Source organism: Streptomyces sp. NPDC002884 (assembly GCF_040295245.1).
GTDB lineage: Bacteria > Actinomycetota > Actinomycetes > Streptomycetales > Streptomycetaceae > Streptomyces.
Genome location: NZ_JBEOVB010000010.1, coordinates 22643 through 47033 on the forward strand (window position 1 = coordinate 22643; position 24391 = coordinate 47033).

Below are 24391 nucleotides of genomic sequence, written 5' to 3' on the forward strand. Positions count from 1 at the left end.
CTTGGGGGTACCGTGCCGCCCCGGAGGCCCGAAAGAGGTCTAGTCCACAAGGGTGGTGTAGACCTTAATCCGGATAACGGTCCATTGGTATGATCAATCAGTTGGGAGCATCACGGTGCAGCGGCGGGCACGGAAGTCAGGAACGATCACGGGAGCGGTCGCGGGGGTGTCCGCCCTCGGCATGGCTGCGGTCCTCACCGGCTGCGGACTGTCCGGAGACTCCGACGACGTCACGCTGAGACTCGTCGCCGCCGACTACGGCGACAGCAGCGCCAACAGCTCCAAGAAGTACTGGGACAAGCTCGTCGAGGCGTACGAGAAGGACCACCCCGGCGTCACCGTCGACGTGAGCGTCTACTCCTGGAACGACGTGGACGCCAAGGTCAAGGCGATGGTCGACGCGGGCGATGCCCCCGACATGGCCCAGATAGGCGCCTACGCCGACTACGCGGCCGCCGACCGGCTCTACAAGGTGAGCGATGTGCTCTCCATCCCCGTCGAGGCCGACTTCGTGTCCCAGCTCGCCAACGCGGGCGAGGTGCGCGGGGTGGAGTACGGCATGCCGTTCGCCTCCTCCACGCGGCTGCTCTTCTACAACAAGACCCTCTTCGCGAAGGCCGGCCTGACCCCGCCGACCACCTGGGCCGAGCTCGCCGAGGACGCGAAGGCGCTCAAGGACGAGGGCGTGAAGTACCCGTACGCGCTGCCCCTCGGCTCCGAGGAGGCGCAGGCCGAGACCCTCCAGTGGCTGCTCAGCGGCGGGGGCGGCTACACCCAGACCGTCAGCGCCTACAGCATCGACTCCACCGAGAACGTGGAGACCTTCGACTGGCTGAAGGACGACCTGGTCGGCAAGGGCCTCACCGGACCGGTCGCGCCGGACAAGCTGAACCGGGCCGCCGCGTTCACCGCGTTCGCCGCCGGCGACGTGGGCATGCTCAACGGGCACCCCTCGCTGATGAAGGCGGCCGAGAGTAAGGGCGTGAAGTTCGGCATGGTGCCGATGCCCGGCGTCGCCGGCCCGACGAAGGTCTCCATGGGCGTCGCCGACTGGATGACCGCCTTCAAGCAGAACGGGCACGCCGAGCAGGTCGGCGACTTCCTCGACTACGTCTACAGCGAGAAGAACGTGCTGGACTTCTCCCGCGAGTACGACCTGCTGCCGGTCACCAACTCGGCCTCCCAGGTCATGGGCGCGGCCGAGGAGGACGCCGACCTCAAGCCGTTCCTCGACCAGCTCGCGCTCTCCGAGACCTACCCCGTCGGACGGACCTCCTGGGCGAAGGTCAGCGCGGAGATCAAGAAGCGGATCGGCCAGGCCGTGACCGCGAACGGCGACCCGGCCGGCGTCCTGGGCCAGCTCCAGACCACGGCCGCGACGCTGGACGCCGACTCCGACGGCTGAGCCGGGCCCGCGAGACGCGCCGGACAGCCGGCGGGCACGAGCCGGACCGGGCCGCGCCGCGGGATCGGGCTGCCGGGCCGGGCTGCGCGGCTGCCGGGCCGGGCCGCTGAGCCGCTGTCGGTGCCGGGCGCTACCGTGCGGACATGGAGCGGCGAGCGGAAGCGGACGAGCTGGGGGCGGGGGAGCGGGACATCCTCGCCCTGGAGCGGCGCGGGTTCTCCGGCCCCGGCGCGAAGGAACGGGCGATACGCGAGGAACTGGGCCTGTCCCCGGTCCGCTACTACCAGCTCCTCAACGCCCTCCTGGACGACCCGCGCGCCCTGGCCCACGACCCGGTCACGGTGAACAGACTGCGCAGGGTGCGGGAGGCGAGGCGGGGGGAGCGCCAGTAGCGGGCCCGCGTTGGTTATCGTCGCCGTATGGGCACCCACGAGACGCACTCCACGGAACCCGACCCCCTTCCTCTCCCCGTTCCGGTCACCCCGGCGGGCCGCGCCGCACTCGACGCGATCGTCGGCCGGCCCTCCACCACCCTCGTCGCGCTCGACTTCGACGGCACCCTCGCGCCGATCGTCGAGAACCCGGAGGACGCCCGGGCGCACCCCGACGCCGTCCCCGCGCTCACGGCCCTCGCGCCGAAGGTCGCCGCCGTGGCCGTCATCACGGGGCGGCCCGCCGAGGTCGCCGTACGGCACGGCGGGTTCGCCGGGGCCGAAGGACTGGAGCACCTCTCCGTCCTCGGCCACTACGGCGCCGAACGCTGGGACGCCCGCACCGGCACCCTGAGCGCCCCCGCCCCGCACCCGGGAGTGGCCGCCGTCCGCGCCGAACTGCCGCGGGTACTGGCCGCCGCCGGGGACCGGCCGGGTGTCTCGGTCGAGGAGAAGGGCGGCCGGGCCGTCGCCGTCCACACCCGCCGCGCCGACGACCCCAGGGCCGCCTTCGAGGCCCTGCGGGGTCCGCTCACCGAGCTGGCCACCCGGCACGGCCTGATCGTCGAACCCGGCCGGATGGTCCTCGAGCTGCGCCCGCCGGGCATGGACAAGGGCGTCGCCCTGCTGGAGCACGTCCGCGAGACCGGCGCGCGGTCCGTCCTCTACGCCGGTGACGACCTCGGCGACCTGCCCGCGTTCGCCGCCGTGGAGAAGCTGCGCTCGGACGGCTTCCCCGGACTGCTGGTGTGCAGCGGCAGCACGGAGGTCGGCGAACTGGCCGAACGCGCGGACCTCGTCGTCGACGGCCCCGCCGGCGTCGTACGGCTGTTGCGGGAGCTGGCCGCTCAGTTCGGCTGAATCTCCCGCAGGGCGTTGAGCTGGTCCAGGAACCACTGGGCCGGGGGAAGCGCGGTCGCCGCCGCGGACAGCCGCTTCGTGCGCTCGGCCCGCTCCTCCGGCTTCATGGTCAGCCCCTCGTGCAGGGCGCGGGCGGTCTCCAGGACGTCGTACGGGTTGACCGTGATCGCGTCCTCGCGCAGCTCCCAGTAGGCCCCCGCCTCCCGGGACAGGACCAGCGCGCAGCCCTCGTCGGAGACGACCGGGACCTCCTTGGCGACCAGGTTCATGCCGTCGCGGATCGGGTTCACCAGGGCCACGTCGGCCAGCCGGTAGGCGGCGAGGGAGCGGGCGAAGTCGTCCTTGAGGTTCAGCAGGACCGGGGTCCAGCCGGGTGTGCCGTACCGGGCGTTGATCTCCTCGGCCAGGCGTTGCACCTCGGCCGTGTAGTCGCGGTAGACGGCGAGGTCCTGGCGGGACGGGTAGGCGAAGGCCACGTGGACGACCCGTTCGAGCCACTCCGGGTGGTCGTCGAGCAGCTGCCGGTAGGCCAGGAGCCCGCGCACGATGTTCTTGGACAGCTCGGTGCGGTCGACGCGGACGATCGCCTTGCGGCCCTCGCCGATCTCCTCGCGGAGGGCGGCCAGGCGCTCGTCGACGTCCGGCTCGTGCGAGCGGGCGCGCAGGAAGTCGGCGTCCGCGCCGAGGCCGTGGACGCCGATCCGCGTCTTGCCCGGGCCGTCGGCGAACTCCGTACAGCACGCGGTGAACGCGTCCGCCCAGCGACGGGTGAGGAAGCCCAGGCGGTCCGCGCCGAGCATCCCGTGCAGCAGCTGCTCGCGGATGTCCCCCGGCAGCAGCGCGAAGTAGTCCACGGGCGCCCACGGCGTGTGCGAGAAGTGGGCGATGCGCAGGTCGGGGCGGAGCTCGCGGAGCATCCCGGGGACCAGACACAGGTGGTAGTCCTGGACGAGGACCGCCGCGCCGTCCGCCGCCTCCTCCGCCAGCGCCTCCGCGAACGCCCGGTTGTAGGTCTCGTACGACGCCCACTGGCGGCGGAACTCCGCGTCGAAGGCGGGCTCCAGCGGTGTCTGGTAGAGCAGGTGGTGGATGAACCACAGCACGGAGTTGGCGATGCCGTTGTACGCGTCGGCGTGCACGTCGGCCGGAACGGCCAGCATGCGCACGCCCTCCTCGCCGACCCCGCGCAGGACCGCCTCCCGGTCGCCGTCGGAGAGCGCCGAGCACACCCAGAGGGCGCCCGTGTCGGGCCCGATGGCCGACAGGCCGGAGACCAGCCCGCCGCCGCCGCGTTTCGCGTGCAGCGAGCCGTCCTCGCGCACCTCGTAGGAGACCGGGCCGCGGTTGGACGCGACCAGCACCTCGGCGGCCCGGGCGGCAGTGTCGTGCGTGGAAGCCATACGCCCAACCTAGCCCGGTCGGGAAACGCTCAAACGTACGGTCGCGCTGTGTGGACGGGCCGTGTCCGGCCGTGTCGCCGCTGCCGGCGGCATGCCGTATACGGCCCGTCCGACGCTCACGCGACCTTGCGGGTCGCGTACTCCGCGATCTCCGCCATCGGCGGCCGTTCCTCGGTGTCCACGGAGTACGTGCGCGGCTCGAAGCCGTCCGCGCTCCGTTCGAACTGGGTGAGGGACGGGCGGACCAGGTGCCCGCGGGCCAGCCGGAGCTGGGCGGTGCGGTAGATGGCCGCCGCCATCCGGCCCAGCGCCTGACCGTCCTGGTGCCGGTGCTTGCGCACGCCGATGTCGACCTGGGCCAGGGCGTCGAGCCCCACCAGGTGCAGGGCGTCCACCAGCATGCCCAGCTCCACGCCGTAACCGACGGGGAACGGCAGCTGCTCCAGCAGAGCGCGGCGGGCCGCGTACTCCCCGCCGAGCGGCTGCACGAACCCGGCCAGCTGCGGCCAGTGCATGTTGAGCAGCGGGCGGGCCATCAGCTCGGTGACCCTCCCGCCCTGGCCGGCCGCGCCGCCCAGCGGACGGTCGTACATGCCCTTGACCAGATCCACCCCGGGGTCGGTGAGCAACGGGCCCACGATCCCCGAGACGAAGTCGGAGGAGAACTCCCTCAGATCGGCGTCGATGAAACAGACGATGTCCCCGGTGGTGACCAGCAGCGAGCGCCACAGGACCTCGCCCTTGCCGGGCACGGCCGGCAGGCGCGGCAGGATGTCGTCCCGGTGGACGACCCGTGCGCCGGCCGCCGCGGCGACCTCGGAGGTGCGGTCGGTGGATCCCGAGTCGACGACCACGATCTCGTCGACGAGCGGGACCTGGTGCATGAGGTCGTGACGGATGATCGCGACGATGTCGCCGACCGTCTCCTCCTCGTTCAGCGCGGGCAGGACGACGGACACCGACTGGTTCGTGGCGCGCTTCGCCGCCAGGATCCGGTGCAGCGGACGATCGGTCACGGACCAGGAGCGGGTGGCCAGCCAGCGCTCAGTTTCTGGAAGCACAGTCTGCGGCTCCTCACTGTCGTGATCACACCGGGTGCACAGAAGGTGACCGTGTGATCCATCTCGCGGTTCGGACGACTATCTCAACTGTCCTGGCCTTCGGTTACAGTCTTGAACAACGCGGATGACCATCGCATGTCCGAGGTCGCCCCCGTCCACAACTTCATACCGCTCATCCAGAGGGGCAGAGGGATACGGCCCGATGAAGCCCCGGCAACCCTCCAGCCGGTCTCGTGACGATCACTGACACATGTGGTGATCGCTCCGCGAGGCTCCCGGCTCGGGAAGGTGCCAAATCCGTCTCACGGCGAGATGCGTCGTGAGGAAGATGAGGAGAAAGGGCCTCGCCTCACATGGCTGCGCAGACTGTTGCAAGCACCACGGGTGCAAGCACCACCGACTCTACGACGTCCTCTGCTGTCGACCTCGGTCCGGCCGCGGCGTTGAACTGCCGCGAGTGCGGTCACCGCGTGCCCCTCGGCCCGGTGTTCGCCTGCGAGGAATGTTTCGGCCCGCTCGAGATCGCGTATGACTTCTCCTCCTACGACACGGAGGAGCTCCGCAAGCGCATCGAGGCGGGACCCGCGAACATCTGGCGCTACGCGCCGCTGCTGCCCGTCCCCGCGGACGTGGCCGACAAGCCCAACATCAACCCCGGTTGGACCAAGCTCGTCCAGGCCGACAACCTCGCCCGCGAGCTGGGCGTCGACGCCGGCAAGCTCTTCGTCAAGGACGACTCGGGCAACCCGACGCACTCCTTCAAGGACCGGGTCGTCGCCCAGGCCATCGAGGCCGCTCGCGCGTTCGGCTTCACCACGCTCTCCTGCTCCTCCACGGGCAACCTGGCCGGAGCCGTCGGCGCCGCCGCCGCCCGTGCGGGCTTCCGGTCCTGTGTGTTCATCCCGCACGACCTGGAGCAGGGCAAGGTCGTCATGGCCGCCATCTACGGCGGCGAGCTCGTCGGCATCGAGGGCAACTACGACGACGTCAACCGCTTCTGCTCCGAGCTCATCGGCGACTCGGCGGGCGAGGGCTGGGGCTTCGTCAACGTCAACCTGCGGCCGTACTACGCCGAGGGTTCCAAGACGCTGGCGTACGAGATCTGCGAGCAGCTCGGCTGGCGGCTGCCGGACCAGCTGGTCGTGCCGATCGCCTCCGGCTCGCAGCTGACGAAGATCGACAAGGGCCTCCAGGAGCTGATCAAGCTCGGGCTGGTCGAGGACAGGCCGTACAAGATCTTCGGCGCGCAGGCCGAGGGCTGCTCCCCGGTGTCCGTCGCCTACAAGGCCGGGCACGACGTGGTCCGCCCCCAGAAGCCGGACACCATCGCCAAGTCGCTGGCCATCGGCAACCCGGCGGACGGTCCGTACGTCCTCGACATCGCGCGGCGCACCGGCGGCGCGGTGGAGGACGTGAACGACGAGCAGATCGTCGACGCGATCAAGCTGCTGGCGCGGACCGAGGGCATCTTCGCGGAGACCGCCGGTGGTGTCACGGTGGGGGTGACGCGCAAGCTGATCGAGAACGGCCTTCTGGACCCGACCAGGACGACCGTCGTCCTCAACACGGGCGACGGACTGAAGACCCTGGACGCGGTGGCCGGCACCGGCCTGACCGCGACCATCCGTCCGAACCTCGACTCCTTCCGCGAGGCCGGCCTCGCGTCATGAGCGGGGCGCTCCGCCACCAGACCGTATGTGCGCTGCGGACCGGCGCGAACCGGTCGCGCCCACGCGGCGGCAGCCGCACGATCCGCACGGCCCCGCGCCCCTGTGGCCCCCTACCGACCGGAGATCACCAGACATGAGCGTCAACGTCCGCATCCCCACCATCCTGCGCACCTACACGGGAGGCCAGGCCGAGGTGAGTGCCCAGGGAGCCACCCTCGGCGAGGTCATCTCCGATCTGGAGAAGAACCACACCGGCATCGCCGCCCGGGTTCTCGACGACCAGGGCAAGCTGCGCCGGTTCGTCAACGTGTACGTGAACGACGACGACGTCCGCTTCGAGCAGGGTCTGGAGACGGCCACCCCGGACGGCGCCGGCGTCTCGATCATCCCGGCCGTCGCCGGCGGCTGACCGACGGTCGGCCGATGGTCGGCCGCCGGTCGAGCGACCGTCGGGCGATGACTGACCGTCGTTCAGTACCCATCGGTAGTAACCGTCGGTAACAGCGATTACCGAGCGTTCATCGAATTGCCCTCTCCGCGATAGAAGCGGAGGGGGCAATTCAGTGTGGTTGAGCGCGGTACAGTTGGGGAACCCGGTCCGAATCACCGGATCCGGAGTCTTTGATTTCCGCCCCACGCCCGACAAGAAGCAGCCAATGTGCGCGCCTCTTTCGTGGCTTTTGCGGCTTATGCAGGGCCCGACTTGCCCTCAATTCAGGCGAATTCTCGCCACATTCCGGATCCCATGCGTCCGGAATTCTCGTCCGACTGACCTGTTGCAGAGGGCAGTTGGACAGATACATTCGGCCGCGGTCGACGCGTTCCGGCGCACGCCCCCAAGCCAACCGGGGGGTGAGGTCTGACCCGGATCCGCGAAGTGTGGATCTGTGCAAGGGCCAGTAATAGGGGAGTTAGGCATGGCTCAGGGCACCGTCAAATGGTTCAACGCGGAGAAGGGGTACGGCTTCATCGCGGTCGACGGTGGTGCGGATGTTTTCGTCCACTACAGCGCGATTCAGATGGACGGCTACCGCACCCTGGAAGAGGGTCAGCGGGTCGATTTCGAGATCTCGCAGGGTCAGAAGGGGCCGCAGGCGGACATGGTCCGGCTCGCGACCGGCTGAAGCACGCGCCGACTGAAAGCGTCGTTCTTCTGTACATCTGACGAAGGGCTCGCACCTCCACCGGGTGCGAGCCCTTCGGTCTGTCCGGGGGCGTCCGCGCGACGCCGGTGAGACGTCCGTGAGGGGTGTCCGGAAGGGCACGGGTCCGGCGGAGGCGCTTGCACTCTCATGGGTCGAGTGCTAATCATTGGCGTTAGCACTCTGAAGGTGAGAGTGACAACGAGGACCGGGTCGGTGAGGCCCGCAGGCCAGGTGGGGCAAGGAACCACGAGGCCGGCGAGCCGTCCGTCGCGGGCGCCAGCGCGGTCCGGAGCAATCCACCCCAGTCCGGGAGGACCACTTCACATGGCCAAGATCATCGCGTTCGACGAGGAGGCACGGCGCGGCCTCGAGCGCGGCATGAACCAGCTCGCGGACGCCGTGAAGGTGACGCTCGGCCCCAAGGGCCGCAACGTCGTCCTCGAGAAGAAGTGGGGCGCACCCACGATCACCAACGATGGTGTTTCCATCGCCAAGGAGATCGAGCTCGAGGACCCGTACGAGAAGATCGGCGCAGAGCTGGTCAAGGAAGTCGCCAAGAAGACGGACGACGTCGCCGGTGACGGTACGACCACCGCGACCGTCCTCGCCCAGGCCCTGGTCAAGGAAGGCCTGCGCAACGTAGCCGCCGGCGCCAACCCGATGGCCCTCAAGCGCGGTATCGAGAAGGCCGTCGAGGCCGTCTCCGGTGCCCTGCTCGAGCAGGCCAAGGATGTCGAGACCAAGGAGCAGATCGCTTCCACGGCCTCCATCTCCGCCGCCGACACCCAGATCGGCGAGCTCATCGCCGAGGCGATGGACAAGGTCGGCAAGGAAGGCGTCATCACCGTCGAGGAGTCCCAGACCTTCGGTCTGGAGCTGGAGCTCACCGAGGGTATGCGCTTCGACAAGGGCTACATCTCGGCGTACTTCGCCACCGACATGGAGCGTATGGAGGCCGTCCTCGACGACCCGTACATCCTGATCGCGAACTCCAAGATCGCGAACGTCAAGGACCTGCTCCCGCTCCTCGAGAAGGTCATGCAGGGCGGCAAGCCGCTGCTGATCATCGCCGAGGACGTCGAGGGCGAGGCGCTGTCGACGCTGGTCGTCAACAAGATCCGCGGCACCTTCAAGTCCGTCGCGGTCAAGGCCCCGGGCTTCGGCGACCGCCGCAAGGCGATGCTGAACGACATCGCCATCCTCACCGGTGGCGAGGTCATCTCCGAGGAGGTCGGTCTCAAGCTCGAGAACACCTCCCTGGACCTCCTGGGCAAGGCCCGCAAGGTCGTCATCACCAAGGACGAGACCACCATCGTCGACGGTGCCGGCTCTTCGGACCAGGTCGCCGGCCGGGTCAACCAGATCCGCGCCGAGATCGAGAACAGCGACTCGGACTACGACCGCGAGAAGCTGCAGGAGCGCCTGGCGAAGCTCGCCGGCGGTGTCGCGGTCATCAAGGCCGGCGCCGCCACCGAGGTGGAGCTCAAGGAGCGCAAGCACCGCATCGAGGACGCCGTCCGCAACGCGAAGGCCGCCGTCGAGGAGGGCATCGTCGCCGGTGGTGGCGTTGCGCTCATCCAGGCTGCCGCAGTCTTCGAGAAGCTGGAGCTCGAGGGTGACGAGGCGACCGGCGCCAACGCCGTGCGCATCGCGCTCGAGGCCCCGCTGAAGCAGATCGCCGTCAACGGTGGTCTCGAGGGTGGCGTCGTCGTCGAGAAGGTCCGCAACCTGCCCATCGGTCACGGCCTGAACGCCGCGACCGGCGAGTACGTCGACATGATCGCCGAAGGCATCATCGACCCGGCGAAGGTCACGCGCTCTGCCCTGCAGAACGCCGCGTCCATCGCCGCGCTGTTCCTCACCACCGAGGCCGTCATCGCCGACAAGCCGGAGAAGGCGTCCGCGCCGGCCGGCGGCGGTATGCCGGGCGGTGACATGGACTTCTGATCGACCTCACGGTTGATCGCCTGTCCTTCACACCGAAGGCGGTACTTCCCGGAAACGGGGGGTGCCGCCTTCGGGCGTTTCCGGGATGCGAACGGGTGCACGCCTGCCGGTGTGTGCGGTGGAGTCATCGGGACGTCGCTGTCCTCTCCGGGCGTCGCTGGGACATCGCGGCTCGGATGCCCGCCGTGTGGGCGTGGACGGTCGAGCTGCGTACGGGCGCCGGGGGGTGAGCGGGTCTGCGTTCACCCCGGCAGCCGCCGCACACGCCTCCCGGCAGCGCCTCGGGCTGCCCCGGCACCCCGCACTCCGCGCACTCCAGTATCCGGCGGGGCGGGCGTGGGGCGGGTGGCTCCGGTGGGATTTTGTCCGTCAGGCGGCGGTGGAGCAGGGCTGCGGGGCTGTGGACCGGGGTCGGCAGGCCGGCGGTGAGGGCGGCGAGGAGCGTGCCCTCGGTGGCCCCGCGGGCGAACCACTCCTCCACCAGCGGAGCGAGCCGCGCGCAGTCCACTGCGGAGAGGGAGAGGGCGGGGGCGGTACGGCCGAGGGCGGCGAGCAGGATGTGGGCCCGGGAGCGGGTGGCGGGCCGGGCTCGTTCGGGGTCCGGCGCGTCTTCCGGTACGTCACCTCGCGTGAAGGTCACCCACCAGCCGTCGTCACGCGCGGTACGGGTGAACCACGTTCGGGTGATCCAGCGCGACTCGCCCGAAGCGGTCGCCATGCGTTCCCGGCCCCGCCTCAGGTGCCCGGCCTGCTGGATGCGGTTGAGGGCTGTGCGGAGGGCGCACTGGCCGTACGGGAGCTGCTTGGCCAGCGTCTTCACGGAGATGTCGGTGCCGTCGGGGAGGCGGTCGAGGTACGCGGCGATGGCCGCCTCGCGGGGCGGGAGGTGCGTGAAGTCGTGACGGGTGCGGCGGAGTTGGCCCGGTGCGGAGCGTTTTCCGTAACCCGGATTGGCCATCGGGTGCGGGGATACGTGCGCGAGCGGGGAGGCGGCACTAAGCTTGGCTTCAGCCACGGATCGACTGCTTTCGATCTTGTAGGTCAAGCCCCCGCAGGTGTTGGCGCACCTGGCGGGGGCTGTTTCGTTATGCGCACGCTAGAGCGTGGTGACCTTCCGTGGCAAGTCGGTCACTTCACGTCAACTCTCCGGGTGGGAGGGTGGGTTGAGACCCCTGACCCGTTCCATGCAAAGAGGGCTCGGCGCTGGGCGCTTGAGCTTCGGGGCGAGTGCGGATCAGTCCACCTTGAGGTTCTCCACGAACGCGGACCACGCCTCGGCCCGGAACACGAGCTTCGGGCCGAGGGGGACCTTGGAGTCCCGGACGGGGACGAGGGCGGGGTGGCCGGGGGCGACCTCCAGGCAGTTGCCGCCGTCGCCGCCGCTGTACGTCGACTTGCGCCAGCGCGCGACCTCCAGGCAGTTGCCGCCCTCGCCGCCGCTGTAGCTGGACTTGTGCCAGGTTGCGGCGGTCAGGTCGTACTCATGGGTGCTCTTCTCCATGCTCGTAATCCTGCGCCACCGACTCCAGCAGGGCCAGGGACTGCTGCGGCGAAAGTGCCGTTGCCTGGAGCAGGTTGAACATCAAGGTGTGGCGGGCGACTGTGGCCGGGTCGTCCAGGAGCTTTCCCATATCCGGTGCCTCCACGAAGGAGAGCGGGGGTGCGTCCTCGAACTCCATGAGCTTCAGGGAGCCGTGCATCGACGCGTGCGCTCCGGCACCGAACGGCAGCACTTGCACGATGATCCGGCGTCGACGGGCCAGGTCTGCCACGTGATGCAGGGCCTCCGCCATCACTGTCCCGCTGCCGACCTCTCGGCGGAGCACCGCCTCATCGAGGATCACCCACAACAACGGGGTTGTTGGATCGGCGAGGAGGCTCGCGCGTTCGAGGCGGGTCGCGACCAGATCGTCGATCTCGCCGTCCAGGGCTGTCGGCTTGTATGCGCGGAACACGCCGGTGGCGTACGCCTTCGTCTGTAACAGGCCCGGGATCAGCATCTGCGCGTACTCGCTGATCGCCGTGGCGATCGCCTCCGCCTCCGCCGCCTCCACGAAGTGGTCGGGGTACCTCGACGTGGCCAGGGCCTTGCAGTTGCGCTCGAAGAACCCGCTCGTGCCCAGGATCTCGTCCACCTGGACGGCGTATTCGAGGTGCAGTCTTCGCGTCCCGGCCTCCAACTGGCCGATGAACGACCCGCTGACGAAGAGCGGCTCGCCCAGTTCGGACTGGCTGAGGCCCTTCTTCTCGCGGGCGTGGCGTAGTTCCGCGCCCAGCAGTGCGCGTGGCGACGACGACGGGTCGAGACCTTTCGGGCCAGGCATAGCGACTCCCTGTCACACAGGTGGGGTTGTTGGGACGCCGTATCTGGCCAGGTTAGGAGCATGGCGGACACGCTGTGTGGTGAACGGGAACACTCAGCGTGGAGGGATGGGCGAGATGGGGACGACAACGGGTGACCGGCCCGCACGGACGGTTCAGGAGGCCGTGGAGCAACTGCGGGCGGCCTTGCACGACGCGGGGATCATCCTGCCGTCGCTGCGGATCGACCCGGTCTCGGGCGCGCACGGTGACCCGTACGCCCTGGTGGATCTGGGCCGTTGCAACCTGGGCGTGGCCTCGCGGCTGGCGGCGGCGCTGCGGGGGGCGGGGGCCGACGCGTGAGCGGGGCGTACGTCCTGGACGCGAGGAGCGGGCGGATCGGGGAGGTCATGGAGCGGCTGGAGGGCCGGGTGGTGCTGCGGCCGGTGGGTGGCGGGCGGGAGTGGGACTGTCCGCCGGAGGACGTGGAAGAGGTGGCGCCCGCCGAGGTGCTGCGGGAGAGGGTGCGGCGGTTGAATCGCGACACCTGGTCCCGCGAGGCCGTCGGCCGGCGGGAGGTGCCCCCGTGTACGGACGGAGGTGGCCGATGCCCCGCACCCTGATCGACCTGGGCGGTGGGCCGGTCGCCGAGGCCGCCGAGGCCGCGGAGGTCCGCGGGGGATGTGGCGCTGGTGGCCGGGCGTCGCCCCGACCGGGCGGTACCGCCGATGGCCGGTACCGCCGCGGTCGGGGCGGTTGTGCAGCCGCCGGGCGCGGTCATCGGGGAGGGCCGGGGCCTGTCCTCGATGAGCGGCGTTCCGGCTGGCGCCGCCTACCGTCTGCTGCCGGTCCGACGGCGGGGGCGGTCGGCGGCTAGCTCAGGTGCCGGGCGAAGAACTGGGCCGCGGCGTCCCCCGCGAACTGCGGGACGCCGGTGTGCCCGCCCAGATTGGCGTGCAGCGTCTTCTCCTTGGAGCCGAAGGCGTCGAACAGGTCCAGGGCCTGCTGCCGGTCGTTCCCTTCGTCGTCCCACTGCAGCAGGACGTGCAGCGGGATGGTGACCTGCCGGGCCTCCTCGAACAGGGCGCGAGGCACGAAACTCCCGGCGAACAGAACGGCGGCCGAGATGCGCGGTTCGACCACCGCCAGCCGGGTCCCGATGGCGATCACTCCCCCCGAGTATCCGACCGGGCCGCCGATCTCGGGCAGCGAGAGGAGGGCGTCCAGGGTGGTCTGCCATTCCGGGACCGCCTTTTCGACCAGCGGGAGGACGAGCCGGTCCACGATCTCGTCGTCGACCGGCTCGCCGGCCTCCAGCGCCCGGCGCAGGTCGGCGCGGGCCTGCTCGGCGGCGGCGGAACGGGGCCGGTCACCGCCTCCGGGGAGTTCGATGGTGGCCGTGGCGAAGCCCTCCGCCGCGGAGTGCCGGGCCCGGGCCGCCAGTCGGGGGTACATCCTGTGCATTCCGCCGGGGTGGCCCATCAGGATCAGCGGCGCCGGTGCGGATGCGGATCCGGGCGTCCACAGGATGCCGGGGATCTCGCCGAGGGTGAATTCGCGTTCGAGGACGCCGTCGTCGAGGCGTCGCTCGGAAGTGAACTGCATGGTCGTGCCTTTCGGGAGTGCGCTGGAACGGCGCTCCCGGACGACCTACCGCCCGACCGTGACCCCGGAGGGGAGCACCCATGTCGATACTGCGTTCACGGGTACCACCTCCTCGTTCTCTCGCACGGCTTCCGGGAAGGTAGCAGCGGTCGCCGTGGCCCGCCAACGGGTTTTCGCGGAGGCTCCGTGGCGGTGGTGGAGACGGCGCCGACCCCGGCCGGCGCGTGGCCGGGATCACAGCGGCTGTCCTCCCGGGCTCGGAATGGCTCGGAGGGCCGGGGGGTTTCAGTGGGGGACGCACTCAATGCATATGCACATACCCGCTGGTCCTTCGCCCCGAGGAGCCCCCCACGTGAGCATCACCCCGCCCGCCGCCACGCGCGCCGCCGAGATCCTCGCCCGCCCGGTGTCCATCAATGGACTCACCGTCCCGAACCGCATCGCCATGGCGCCCATGACGCGCATGTTCTCCCCGGACGGCATACCCGGCGAGGACGTCGTGTCGTACTACGGCCGTCGTGCCGCCGCCGGCGTCGGCCTCATCGTCACCGAGGGGACGTACGTCGGGCACGATTCCGCGGGGCAGAGCGACCGGGTACCCCGGTTCCACGGTGCGGACCAGCTCGCGGGCTGGGCGAAGGTCGCGGAGGCCGTGCACGCGGGCGGCGGGACGATCGTGCCGCAGCTGTGGCACATCGGGATGGTGCGCAACCAGGGTGAGCCGCCGTACGCGGACGCGCCCGCCGTCGGACCCTCCGGCATCCGGCTCGACGGCACCGAGGGCGCCGGCCGGGCGATGACCCAGCGCGACCTGGACGACGTCATCGGCGCGTTCGCCGAGGCCGCGGCCGCCGCCGAGCGCGTCGGCTTCGACGGCGTCGAGCTGCACGGCGCCCACGGCTACCTCCTCGACCAGTTCCTGTGGTCGAACACCAACCGGCGTACGGACGCCTACGGCGGTGACGCGGTGGCCCGTACGAAGTTCGCCGCCGAGATCGTGGCCGCCGTGCGCGAGACCGTGTCGCCGGAGTTCCCGGTCATCTTCCGCTACTCGCAGTGGAAGTCGGAGGCCTACGACGCCAGGCTCGCCGAGACGCCGGAGGAGCTGGAGGCCGTCCTCGCCCCGCTCGCCGCCGCCGGTGTCGACGCCTTCCACGCCTCCACCCGCCGCTACTGGCTCCCGGAGTTCGACGGTTCGGACCTCAACCTCGCGGGCTGGACGAAGAAGCTCACCGGCAGGCCCACCATCACGGTCGGCTCGGTCGGCCTCGACGGCGACTTCATCAAGGCCTTCGCGGGCGAGGGCTCCGCGGTCAAGGGCATCGACGACCTCCTCGACCGGCTGGAGCGCGACGAGTTCGACATGGTGGCCGTCGGGCGTGCGCTGCTTCAGGACCCGGAGTGGGCGGCCAAGGTGCTCGACGGCCGTCTGGACGAGCTGAAGCCCTACGACGCCGCCGCGCTGCGCACCCTCAGCTGAGCGTCAACTCACGGGTATGGTCCGGGAGATGAGAATCCTTCATCTCTCGGACACCCATATCGGCCGCGTCGACGGGCCCGACGGCCGTCGTGTCGACGCCGCCGACTCCCTGCGACTCCTCCTCGGTGAACTCCGCCACCAGCGGGACGTGGACGCGGTCGTCGTCACCGGCGACCTCGCCGACGACGGCTCGGTGGAGGCGTACGCGACCGTACGGGAGCTGATCGGCGACTTCGCGCGCTCCCTGGACGCGCCCGTCTTCTACACCACGGGCAACCACGACGAGCGGTCCGCCTTCACGAAGGTGCTGGGCAGCGGGCACCCGGACGCCGTCCTCGACTTCCCCGGCGCCGAGCGGGCCGCCGTCAGCACGGTGGGCGGCTGGCGGTTCGTCACCCTGGACTCCCTGGTGCCGGGGGAGGTGTACGGCCGACTCGGCGCGGGCCAACTGGACTGGCTGCGCGGTGTGCTGAGCACCCCGGCCGAGCTGGGCACCGTCGTGGCCTTCCACCACCCCCCGATCAGCCTCGGCATCTCGGCGACCCAGCGGGTCTTCGGGCTGCGCGAACCCGAGGGGCTGGCGGAGGTGATCCGGGGGAGTGACGTCCGTGTCCTGCTCACCGGGCACTTCCATCTGCAGCTCTTCGGGCTGCTGGCCGCCGTGCCGGTGTGGGTGACGCCCGGGGTGGTCAACCGCATCGACCTGACCACCGCGCCCGGCACCGAACGGGCGGTGCGGGGCGCGTCCGCGTCCCTGGTGGAGCTGGGCGGGGCGACGGGGCCGATGTTCCACACCCTGCACGCACGGGATCCGCGTGCCCACGAGACGGTCTACGAGCTGGACGAGGAGCGGACCCGGGAGATCATCGCCCGGCACGGCTGAGGCCCGGGGGCGGGTTTCCCTTCGTCCGGCGGCGGTGTTGTCCCTGGTCGGCGTGAGCACGGGAGATTTAGCTTGCTTAACTCAATCAATCTGCATAAGCTTGCTTGAGTCAAGCAGTTCACATCTCTCGTGCATCCGACGGAGGCCCTGTCATGTCCGACGCCCTTGCCCGACCCGCTGCGGCGGGAACATCCGCCCCGCCGAGGTCGAACGCCGTGGTGGCGGTGCTGGCCCTGGCCGGGATCGTCGTCTCGCTGATGCAGACCCTGGTCATCCCGATCGTCCCCGAGCTGCCCAAGCTGCTGGACGCGCCCGCCTCCGACACCGCCTGGGCGGTCACCGCCACGCTGCTCGCCGCCGCCGTCGCCACCCCGGTCGTGGGACGGCTCGGCGACATGGTCGGCAAGCGGCGGATGCTGCTCACCAGCATCGTGCTGCTGGTGTCCGGCTCGGTGGTCTGCGCCCTCGCCGACTCGCTCGTACCGATGATCGCCGGCCGCGCGCTCCAGGGCCTGTCGGCCGCCGTGGTGCCGCTGGGCATCAGCATCCTGCGGGACACGGTCTCCGCCGAGAAGCTCGCCGGTTCGACGGCGGTGATGAGTGCCTCCCTCGGCGTCGGCGGCGCGCTCGGGCTGCCCACCGCCGCGTTCATCGCGGACAACTGGGACTGGCACATCCTCTTCTGGACCTCCGCCGCCCTCGGCGTCGTCTCCTTCCTGCTCGTGCTGGCGTTCGTGCCGGAATCGCGGAACCGCGTCGGCGGCCGCTTCGACCTCGTCGGCTCGCTCGGTCTGTCGGCCGGTCTGGTCTCGCTGCTGCTGGCCGTGTCCAAGGGCGCCGACTGGGGCTGGACCTCCGGTACGACGCTGGGCCTGGGCTCCGCGGCCGTCCTGATCCTGGCCGCCTGGGGCTGGTGGGAGCTGAAGGCCAAGCAGCCGCTGGTCGACCTGCGCACCACCGCCAAGCCCCAGGTGCTCTTCACCAACCTCGCCTCGATCGCCCTCGGCGTCTCGATGTTCGCGATGTCCCTGGTCCTGCCCCAGCTGCTCCAGCTGCCCGAGCAGACCGGCTACGGCCTGGGCAGGTCGATGCTGACCGTCGGTCTGGTGCTGGCTCCGCAGGGCCTGGTCATGATGGTCATGTCCGCCGCGTCCGCCAAGATCACCAAGGCCAAGGGTCCCAAGGTCACCCTGATGATCGGCGCGCTGATCGTCGCCTCCGGCTACGGCCTGAACATCCTGCTCATGTCCGAGGTCTGGCACCTGATCCTGGTGTCCTGCATCATCGGCGCCGGTATCGGCTTCACCTACGGCGCGCTGCCGGCCCTGATCATGGGCGCGGTGGACCCCTCCCAGACGGGCGCGGCCAACAGCCTCAACACCCTGATGCGGTCCCTGGGCACCAGCTTCGCCAGCGCCATCGCCGGTGTGATCCTCGCCCAGATGACCACCGACTTCGGCGGCTACGCGCTCCCCTCGGAGAACGGCTTCAAGGTCGTCATGGCCATCGGCGCCGGCGCGGCCCTGGCCGCCTTCCTCCTCGCCACCTTCATCCCGAAGCGCAAGGCCCCGGCCGGGCTCTCGGTGGTGGACGGCGCCGAGGAGGCCACCCCGGTCAAGGCGTGAGCGCCGGCCGACGTGCCGGCCGACGTGCCGGAAGCAGACCGACCGGCCCGAGGCCGACCGACCTGCCATAAGCCGACCGACCTGCCATAGGCCGACCGACCTGCCGTAGGACGACCGACGTGCCGAAAGCAGACCGACCTGCCGGAAGCCGACCGGCCGGCCCGAGGCGGCTGTCACCCACACGAGGGGTGGCAGCCGCCTTCGGCACTTTCCCCGATCGCCGCCCGTTCCCTGAACAGCCGCCATTCCAGGAGTGATCCATGACGACACCCGACGCCACCGACGCCACGGACCGGCTCGTCGCCCGCACCACCGCCGGCGCCGTACGAGGCCGCCGCGAGGAGGACCTGACGGTCTTCCGCGGTATCCCCTTCGCCGCGCCCCCGGTCGGCGAGGCCCGCTTCCAGGCCCCCCGCCCACCCCGCTCGTGGGACGGGACACGGGAGGCGTACGCCTTCGGCCCGCCACCTCCGCAGGAGGCTGGCATCCAGGGCAGGGCAGGGATCCTGGACGCGCCGGCCGGCGACGACTGGCTGACGGTCAACGTCTGGACCCCGGACACGGAACCGGACCCGTCGGCCGCCCGGCCGGTGATGGTGTGGATCTACGGCGGCGCCTACAAGCTCGGCCACTCCGGCAGCCCCGGTTACGACGCGCAGCACCTCGCCCGCGCCGGCGACCTGGTCATCGTCACCTTCAACTACCGCGTCGGCATCGAGGGGTTCGCGCGGATCGAGGGCGCGCCCGCCAACCGGGGGCTGCTGGACCAGGTCGCCGCGCTGGAGTGGGTGCGGGACAACATCACGGCGTTCGGCGGCGACCCCGGCCGGGTGACCGTCTTCGGCGAGTCGGCGGGGGCCGGTTCGGTGGCCGCGCTGCTGGCCATGCCGAGTGCCCGGGGCCTGTTCGGGCGGGCCATCGCGCAGAGCGTGCCCGGCACCTACTTCTCCGACGAGCTGGCCCGTGACCTCGCGAGCGCGATCGCCGCGGAGGCAGGTCTGCGCCCGACGGCCGCCGACCTGGGCACGGTGGACCCGCGCACGCTGACCGAGGCCGGTGCGGCGCTGGGCGCGAAGATGGCGCAGCGGGTGGACCGATGGGGGCAGGTCGCGCCCACGGTCACCCCGTTCTCTCCGGTGGTCGACGGTGAGGTCCTGCCGACGACTCCCTGGGAGGCGCTGGCGGCGGGCGCCGCCCGGGACGTCGAGCTGATCGTCGGCCACAACGCGCAGGAGTTCCGGCTGTTCCTCGTCCTGGGCGGCCTGCTGGGCAAGGTGACCGAGGAACAGGCGACGGCCGTGCTCCGGCTGTTCGCGCCGGGCGGGGGACCGGAGGGCGAGCGGGCCTACCGGTCGGCCTTCCCGGACGCGGATCCGGGCGAGCTGTACGAGAGGGTGCAGTCGGACTGGCTGTTCCACATACCCTCCCTGCACCTGGCCGAGGCGCAGGTGGCGGGCGGTGGCCGGGCCCATGTCTACGAACTCACCTGGCCGGCCCCGGGAGCCGGCGGCACCCTGGGCGCGTGCCACGGCCTGGACATCCCGCTGCTGTTCGGCACCTACGCGGCGGACCTCGGGAACCTGCTGTTCGCGGGGGCGGAGGTGACGGACGAGGCCCGCGCCCTGACGGCCGGCTTCCAGCGGTCGTGGACGTCCTTCGCGCGGACGGGAGACCCGGGCTGGCCGGCCTACGACCCGGAGCGCAGGCTGGTACAGGTGCTGGACGCCGAGCCGGAGGTGCGCCCGTACCCGGAGGAGACGTCCCGCAGGCTGTGGGAGGGCTACGGCTTCCCGCCGCTGCCGTTGCTGGACGGAGGCGGCGAGGACGGCACCGAGCAGGTCCAGGACGGCGGCGAGGGCGGTGCCGAGCAGGTCCAGGACGGCGGCGAGGGCGGTGCGGGGGAAGGGGCGCCAGAGGCCTGAGAAGCCACGAGACCCCTAGAGGTTGCCGAGGGGTTCGATGTCGACCTTCACCGGGGTGCCCCAGATCCGCAGCACCTCGTAGTCGGTGAACTCGTGCACCAGCCGGTAGGCCATCGCGGGCCGGGATCCGCGGCGCAGGGCGGCGATGTAGAGCTCGGCCTCGCGGCGGTCCCTGCGCGGCGTCCCGCAGAGCTGCCACTCCTGGCCGTTCCACAGCTCCGCCAGCCAGCGCTGCTGGGGCTGCGGGCGGTCGGCGCGGGTGCCGTAACGCGAGGTGGAGGGGGTGGGGGTGTACGGCGCCTGCGGGGCGGGGCCGTTGAACTCGGCGCGGCGGGCCGCCCGGCGGCGGGTCTCGCAGAGCAGGCACAGGTCGGGGGCCGCCTCGTCGACCGGGCCGTGCGGGTGCTCGGCGCAGCGGGTGGTGGGGGTGGCGCCGACGACGCTGTCGTCCAGCAGGTCCAGGGCACGCCGCAGATCGGCCTTGACCTCGTGCAGCCGGGTGTCCGGGGTGTCGGCGGTGAGCGCATCGCCGTGCTCGCCGAGGAGTCGGAGGGCACGGCCGAGCGCGGTGAGCTGGGCGTGGTTCATGGCTCCAGGGTAGGGCGGGCGCGGCGGGTGACGGCTCTCGGCCAATCTGGGCCGTCCGGCGGTGATTGTTGACAATTTCGGTGACGATTGACGGACGCGGGTGGTAGCAAAGGAGGCGACGGCAAGAGCTGCCTACTGAAGAGACGGAAGTGAAGCGAGTGAAGCGCAGGACTGTGGTCATGGGGCTCACCGCGGCAGGTGCCGTGCCCGCTCTCGGGTTCGCCCCGCAGGCCGCCGCGGCCGGGCCGGGCAGGGCTTCCGCCGGCTCCGGGTCGGCGGCCGACGCCTCCCTGGTCTTCGACCCCACCGCCTACACCGAGCAGACCATCAGCATCAAGGACACCACCGGTACCGCGCACAGCGTGACCTACCGCTTCTTCAAGGTCGCCAGCTACGTGGCCGCGCCGGTGAACGCGGCCTACCAGTCGCTGAACGTCAGCGTCCCCGTGTCGATCGACGGCACCGCCGTGGACGCCTCCGACGCGCCCATCCTCTTCGCCAACGCCGTCGGCGGTTACATGCCGTCCTCCGTGGCGAACGCCACCGGCATCAGCGCGTCCGGCATGGGCGGCGGCACCAGCCGGCAGGGGCTGGCACTGGCCGCCGGGTACGTCGTCGTGGAGCCCGGCGCCCGCGGCCGTAGCCTCGTCGACGCGAACGGCACGTACTACGGCACCGCGCCCGCCGCGATCGTCGACCTCAAGGCGGCGGTGCGGTACCTGAAGTTCAACAAGGGCCGCGTACCCGGCAACGTCGAGCGGATCGTCTCCTCCGGCGTCAGCGCCGGAGGCGCCCTCTCCGCGCTGCTCGGCGCCTCCGGCGACAGCCCGCTGTACGACTCCTACCTGGCCGAGATCGGCGCGGCGGACACCTCCGACGCCATCTTCGCCAGCGGCGACTGGTGCCCCATCACGGACCTGGAGCATGCCGACGCCGCCTACGAGTGGTGCTGGGGCGCCAACCCGCTCGCCTCCGGCGCGACGGTCGACGCGACGATCTCCGCCGACCTGAAAGCACAGTTCACGGACTACCTGGCGGCCCTGAAGCTGCGCGCCAAGGGCTACGGCGCCCTCACCACCCGCAATCTGGACACCTACCTGCTGGAGACGTTCATCCAGCCCTCCGCCACCAAGTACCTGGCGGCCCTGACGGACACCGCCCGCGACGCCTACCTCGCCGCCAATTCCTTCATCACCTGGTCCGCGGGCAAGGCCGGCTTCACCTGGGCGGACTTCCTCACCCATGTCGGCGCCCGGAAGAAGAACGCCCCCTCCTTCGACGGCTTCGACCTGGCCACGCCCGAGTGCAACCTCTTCGGCGCCGGCACCACCAAGGCCCGCCACTTCACGCTCTACAGCCTCCGCCACGAGGCCGGCGACAGCGCGCGCCTGGACGCCGACCTCCCCGCCAAGCTCCACCTGATGAACCCGATGTACCACCTCGTCGACAAGGTCAACCCGCACCGCGCGAAGCACTGGTGGATACGCCTCGGCACGAAGGACAGCGACACCTCGCTGTCGGTGGCCGCCAACCTCGCCACCCGTCTGACCGCCCTCGGCGACGACGTCGACACGTCCTACTACTGGGACGCCGGCCACGGCGCCGACCTGGACCCGGGCGACTTCGTCAACTGGATCGGTCAGGTGTCGGGCCACCCGGGCCAGCGCTCCCGCCGGCGCTCGCGCGGGAAGTAGCGCCGGCGGTGACGTCGGCGGTCACGCGGGCGGAGACATCGGCGGCGACGTGGGCGGTGAGGCCGAAGGCGTAGGTCGCCGCGAAGCCGACCGCGTACCCCGTCAGCAGCCCGCCCGCGTAGACCGCCGCCGTCAGGCCCAGCCCCCGGTTGCCCGCCAGCAGCGGGAACAGCGCCCAGCCGGACGGTCCGATCGCCGTCGCCCCCACCTTGTCGCCGAGCATCGCGAAGAAGCCGACGAAGGCCCCGCCGGCCGCCCCGCCCGCGCAGGCGGTGAGGAAGGGGCGGCCCAGCGGGAGCGACACCCCGTAGATCAGGGGCTCTCCGACGCCCAGCAGCCCGGCCGGGAGCGCCGACCTGATCGTCGTCCGGACGGACGTGTCGTGGCGCAGCCGGACGTACACCGCCAGCGCGGCGCCGACCTGGCCCGCGCCCGCCATCGCCAGCACGGGCAGCAGCACCGTGTAGCCCTGCTGGTCGATGAGGGTGGTGTGGATGGGGATGAGGGCCTGGTGCAGGCCGAGCATCACCAGCGGCAGGAAGAGGCCGCCGAGCACCAGCCCCGCGAAGGCGCCCGTCGTCGCCAGCAGCCAGTTCGCCGCGGTGCCGATGGCCGAGGACATCGCGCCGGCCGCGTACATCAGGCCGTACAGCGTGCCGAGCCCGGCGACGAGGACCGTCAGGGTCGGGGTGAGGAGCACGTCCAGCGCCTCCGGGACCCGGCCGCGGCACCACTTCTCGACCCGGGTCGCGAGGAGCGCGGCCGCCAGCGCACCGAGGACCCCGCCCTGGCCGGGGGCGAGGGCCACCCCGAACGCCGTCACCTTCGCGACCCCCGGGTAGACGACGATCGCCGCGACCGCGCCGCCCAGGATCGGGGTGCCGCCGAACTCCTTCGCCGTGTTGTGGCCGACGAAGACGGCGATCAGCGCCATGAAGGCGGAGGCGACGGCGGTCAGGGCGGGGCCGAGGCCGGGCAGCCACCCGGCGTTGAGCAGCAGACCGTTGACCCCGGCGAGGATCCCGCAGCCGATGAGGGCAGGGATCAGCGGGACGAACACCGCGGCCAGCCGGCGCAGGCCCGCCTTGAACGGGGTCGCGTTTCCCCTGCGCCGCTCCTCCCGCAACTCGGCCCCGCGCGCGCCCAGTTCGTCGGCGGTGGACGGCCGGGCGAGCAGCCGCTCGAAGTCGGCCGTCACCCGCGTCACCACGCCCGGCCCGAGGACCACCTGGTAGGAGCCGTCGTCGACGACGACCCCCAGCACCCCGGGCACCGCCCGCAGCGCCTCCTCGTCCGCGCGGGACGGATCGGCGAGGCCCAGCCGCAGCCGGGTCATGCAGTGGGCGACGGACGTGACGTTCGCCGGGCCGCCCACCAGGGGCAGGATCGCGGCGGCTGTGGAGGAGGAGTCGATACGCACCCCCCGAGCGTGCGGCTCAGCCGCCCGCCGCACCGAGCGCGGCGCGCAGATGTCCTCCGGACTCCTCCAGAAGGCGGGCGGCCGCCGGCCCGTCCACCCCGGTCAGCAGGGCGAGGATCGCGTTCTTCACCTCGCCGTCGGTGGCCGCGAGGGCGGCCTCGATCTCCGGCTCGCCCGCCCCGGTCGCCAGCGCCACGATCCGCCGGGAACGGGCCCGTAGCTTCTCGTTCGAGGCGCGGACGTCGACCATCAGGTTCCCGTACGTCTTGCCCAGCCGGATCATCGTGATCGTCGAGATCATGTTCAGCACCAGCTTCTGCGCCGTGCCCGCCTTCAGCCGGGTGGAGCCGGTGAGCAGCTCGGCCCCCACGACCACCTCGATCCCGTGCTCGGCGGCGGCCGCCAGCGCGCTGCCCGGGTTGCAGGCCAGTCCGACGGTCAGGGCGCCCCGGGCCCGCGCGTACCGCACGGCGCCGACGGCGTACGGGGTGCGGCCGGAGGCGGAGACGCCGACCACGGTGTCGTCGGGGGTGAGCGCTAGGGCGGCCAGATCCGCTTCGGCGAGCTCCTCGGAGTCCTCGGCGCCCTCGACGGAGGTGACCACGGCCGACGGGCCGCCCGCGATCAGCCCGACGACCTGGCCGGGCGCGGTGTTGAAGGTCGGCGGGCACTCGGAGGCGTCGAGCACCCCGAGCCGCCCGGCGGTACCGGCACCGGCGTAGACCAGCCGGCCACCGCGTGCCATGCGCGCGGCGACCGCGTCGATGACGGCGCTGATCTGCGGAAGCCGTGCGCCGACGGCGGTGGGGACGTCGGAGTCCTCTCCGTTCATGAGCCGGGCGATGTCGAGGGTGGGGAGCCGGTCGATCTCGGCGAGATCGGAGCGGAACGCTTCGGTGGTGAGGGATTCGAGCGCGGCGCGCAGCTCACTGGGGTCGGGCTGGGAGGTCATC

General features: G+C 71.3%; 23 protein-coding genes and 1 riboswitch. Of the genes, 14 read left to right on the top strand and 9 right to left on the bottom strand.

The annotated features are described in order from the left end of the window. Positions 1-115: 115 nt before the first annotated feature. The 3 genes from ABT070_RS21425 (at position 116) to otsB (ending at position 2697) form a co-directional block, all read left to right on the top strand. On the top strand, positions 116-1405 hold the full coding sequence (locus ABT070_RS21425) for an ABC transporter substrate-binding protein (RefSeq protein ID WP_451100781.1): 1290 nt from the start codon (positions 116-118) through the stop codon (positions 1403-1405). Positions 1406-1548: 143 nt separating this feature from the next. Then, complete coding sequence (locus tag ABT070_RS21430; RefSeq protein ID WP_351762941.1) at positions 1549-1797, top strand: DUF3263 domain-containing protein; 249 nt, start codon at positions 1549-1551, stop codon at positions 1795-1797. Between the two features lie 27 nt (positions 1798-1824). Then, positions 1825-2697 carry a trehalose-phosphatase gene (otsB, locus tag ABT070_RS21435; protein WP_351762944.1) on the top strand — a complete coding sequence of 291 codons (873 nt, stop codon included), beginning with the start codon at positions 1825-1827 and terminating at the stop codon, positions 2695-2697. Here otsB and ABT070_RS21440 read toward each other — a convergent pair. Both ABT070_RS21440 and ABT070_RS21445 read right to left on the bottom strand, forming a co-directional pair. Next, positions 2685-4097: an alpha,alpha-trehalose-phosphate synthase (UDP-forming) gene (locus ABT070_RS21440; RefSeq protein ID WP_351762947.1), complete on the bottom strand. Its 1413-nt coding sequence runs from the start codon at positions 4095-4097 to the stop codon at positions 2685-2687. The genes otsB and ABT070_RS21440 overlap by 13 nt on opposite strands. Before the next feature lie 116 nt (positions 4098-4213). Then, positions 4214-5158, bottom strand: a complete 945-nt coding sequence (locus ABT070_RS21445; protein WP_351762949.1) for a glucosyl-3-phosphoglycerate synthase — start codon at positions 5156-5158, stop codon at positions 4214-4216. A 169-nt stretch (positions 5159-5327) separates the two neighbouring features. Beyond that, positions 5328-5493: riboswitch (SAM riboswitch) on the top strand. A gap of 18 nt (positions 5494-5511) precedes the next feature. On the opposite strand from ABT070_RS21445, the gene thrC reads away from it, so the two are divergent. From thrC to groL, 4 genes are all read left to right on the top strand, one after another. Continuing rightward, positions 5512-6828 carry a threonine synthase gene (thrC, locus tag ABT070_RS21450; protein WP_351762951.1) on the top strand — a complete coding sequence of 439 codons (1317 nt, stop codon included), beginning with the start codon at positions 5512-5514 and terminating at the stop codon, positions 6826-6828. A 133-nt stretch (positions 6829-6961) separates the two neighbouring features. Then, positions 6962-7237 carry a MoaD/ThiS family protein gene (locus ABT070_RS21455; protein ID WP_351762954.1) on the top strand — a complete coding sequence of 92 codons (276 nt, stop codon included), beginning with the start codon at positions 6962-6964 and terminating at the stop codon, positions 7235-7237. Positions 7238-7745: 508 nt separating this feature from the next. Continuing rightward, on the top strand, positions 7746-7952 hold the full coding sequence (locus tag ABT070_RS21460; RefSeq protein WP_007493268.1) for a cold-shock protein: 207 nt from the start codon (positions 7746-7748) through the stop codon (positions 7950-7952). Between the two features lie 345 nt (positions 7953-8297). Further along, positions 8298-9920, top strand: a complete 1623-nt coding sequence (groL, locus tag ABT070_RS21465; RefSeq protein ID WP_351762956.1) for a chaperonin GroEL — start codon at positions 8298-8300, stop codon at positions 9918-9920. 124 nt (positions 9921-10044) lie between these two features. Here the strand turns inward: groL and ABT070_RS21470 are convergent, their stop codons facing one another. From ABT070_RS21470 to ABT070_RS21480, 3 genes are all read right to left on the bottom strand, one after another. After that, positions 10045-10878: a hypothetical protein gene (locus ABT070_RS21470; protein ID WP_351763359.1), complete on the bottom strand. Its 834-nt coding sequence runs from the start codon at positions 10876-10878 to the stop codon at positions 10045-10047. Between the two features lie 276 nt (positions 10879-11154). Next, on the bottom strand, positions 11155-11421 hold the full coding sequence (locus ABT070_RS21475) for a DUF397 domain-containing protein (RefSeq protein ID WP_351762959.1): 267 nt from the start codon (positions 11419-11421) through the stop codon (positions 11155-11157). Beyond that, a complete protein-coding gene (locus ABT070_RS21480; protein WP_351762962.1) occupies positions 11402-12244 on the bottom strand; it encodes a helix-turn-helix domain-containing protein in 843 nt (280 codons plus the stop codon). Before ABT070_RS21480 ends, ABT070_RS21475 begins: the two co-directional genes overlap by 20 nt. A 115-nt stretch (positions 12245-12359) precedes the next feature. Here ABT070_RS21480 and ABT070_RS21485 point away from each other — a divergent pair, with 115 nt between their 5' ends. Beyond that, complete coding sequence (locus tag ABT070_RS21485; protein WP_351762964.1) at positions 12360-12584, top strand: hypothetical protein; 225 nt, start codon at positions 12360-12362, stop codon at positions 12582-12584. Next, positions 12581-12844 carry a hypothetical protein gene (locus tag ABT070_RS21490; RefSeq protein WP_351762966.1) on the top strand — a complete coding sequence of 88 codons (264 nt, stop codon included), beginning with the start codon at positions 12581-12583 and terminating at the stop codon, positions 12842-12844. Before ABT070_RS21485 ends, ABT070_RS21490 begins: the two co-directional genes overlap by 4 nt. A gap of 250 nt (positions 12845-13094) precedes the next feature. On the opposite strand, the gene ABT070_RS21495 is transcribed toward ABT070_RS21490, so the two are convergent. Continuing rightward, on the bottom strand, positions 13095-13826 hold the full coding sequence (locus tag ABT070_RS21495) for a dienelactone hydrolase family protein (protein ID WP_351762968.1): 732 nt from the start codon (positions 13824-13826) through the stop codon (positions 13095-13097). A gap of 310 nt (positions 13827-14136) precedes the next feature. Here ABT070_RS21495 and ABT070_RS21500 point away from each other — a divergent pair, with 310 nt between their 5' ends. The 4 genes from ABT070_RS21500 to ABT070_RS21515 all read left to right on the top strand — a co-directional run bounded on the left by ABT070_RS21500 (position 14137) and on the right by ABT070_RS21515 (position 19736). Continuing rightward, complete coding sequence (locus ABT070_RS21500; RefSeq protein ID WP_502990177.1) at positions 14137-15306, top strand: NADH:flavin oxidoreductase; 1170 nt, start codon at positions 14137-14139, stop codon at positions 15304-15306. 28 nt (positions 15307-15334) lie between these two features. Continuing rightward, positions 15335-16189, top strand: coding sequence for a metallophosphoesterase (locus tag ABT070_RS21505; protein ID WP_351762973.1), 855 nt, complete (start codon positions 15335-15337; stop codon positions 16187-16189). Positions 16190-16341: 152 nt separating this feature from the next. After that, positions 16342-17814, top strand: a complete 1473-nt coding sequence (locus ABT070_RS21510) for an MFS transporter (protein WP_351762976.1) — start codon at positions 16342-16344, stop codon at positions 17812-17814. A 260-nt stretch (positions 17815-18074) separates the two neighbouring features. Further along, positions 18075-19736 (top strand): carboxylesterase/lipase family protein, encoded by a 1662-nt coding sequence (locus ABT070_RS21515; protein WP_351762979.1) that lies wholly within the window; start codon positions 18075-18077, stop codon positions 19734-19736. A 15-nt stretch (positions 19737-19751) separates the two neighbouring features. Here ABT070_RS21515 and ABT070_RS21520 read toward each other — a convergent pair whose 3' ends face one another. Further along, positions 19752-20324 (bottom strand): hypothetical protein, encoded by a 573-nt coding sequence (locus tag ABT070_RS21520; protein WP_351762981.1) that lies wholly within the window; start codon positions 20322-20324, stop codon positions 19752-19754. Positions 20325-20503: 179 nt separating this feature from the next. On the opposite strand from ABT070_RS21520, the gene ABT070_RS21525 reads away from it, so the two are divergent. Next, a complete protein-coding gene (locus ABT070_RS21525) occupies positions 20504-22018 on the top strand; it encodes a subtype B tannase (RefSeq protein ID WP_351762984.1) in 1515 nt (504 codons plus the stop codon). On the opposite strand, the gene ABT070_RS21530 is transcribed toward ABT070_RS21525, so the two are convergent. After that, on the bottom strand, positions 21951-23438 hold the full coding sequence (locus tag ABT070_RS21530) for a PTS transporter subunit EIIC (protein ID WP_451100774.1): 1488 nt from the start codon (positions 23436-23438) through the stop codon (positions 21951-21953). The genes ABT070_RS21525 and ABT070_RS21530 overlap by 68 nt on opposite strands. 16 nt (positions 23439-23454) lie before the next feature. Then, complete coding sequence (murQ, locus tag ABT070_RS21535) at positions 23455-24390, bottom strand: N-acetylmuramic acid 6-phosphate etherase (RefSeq protein WP_351762987.1); 936 nt, start codon at positions 24388-24390, stop codon at positions 23455-23457. Position 24391: the final 1 nt, after the last annotated feature.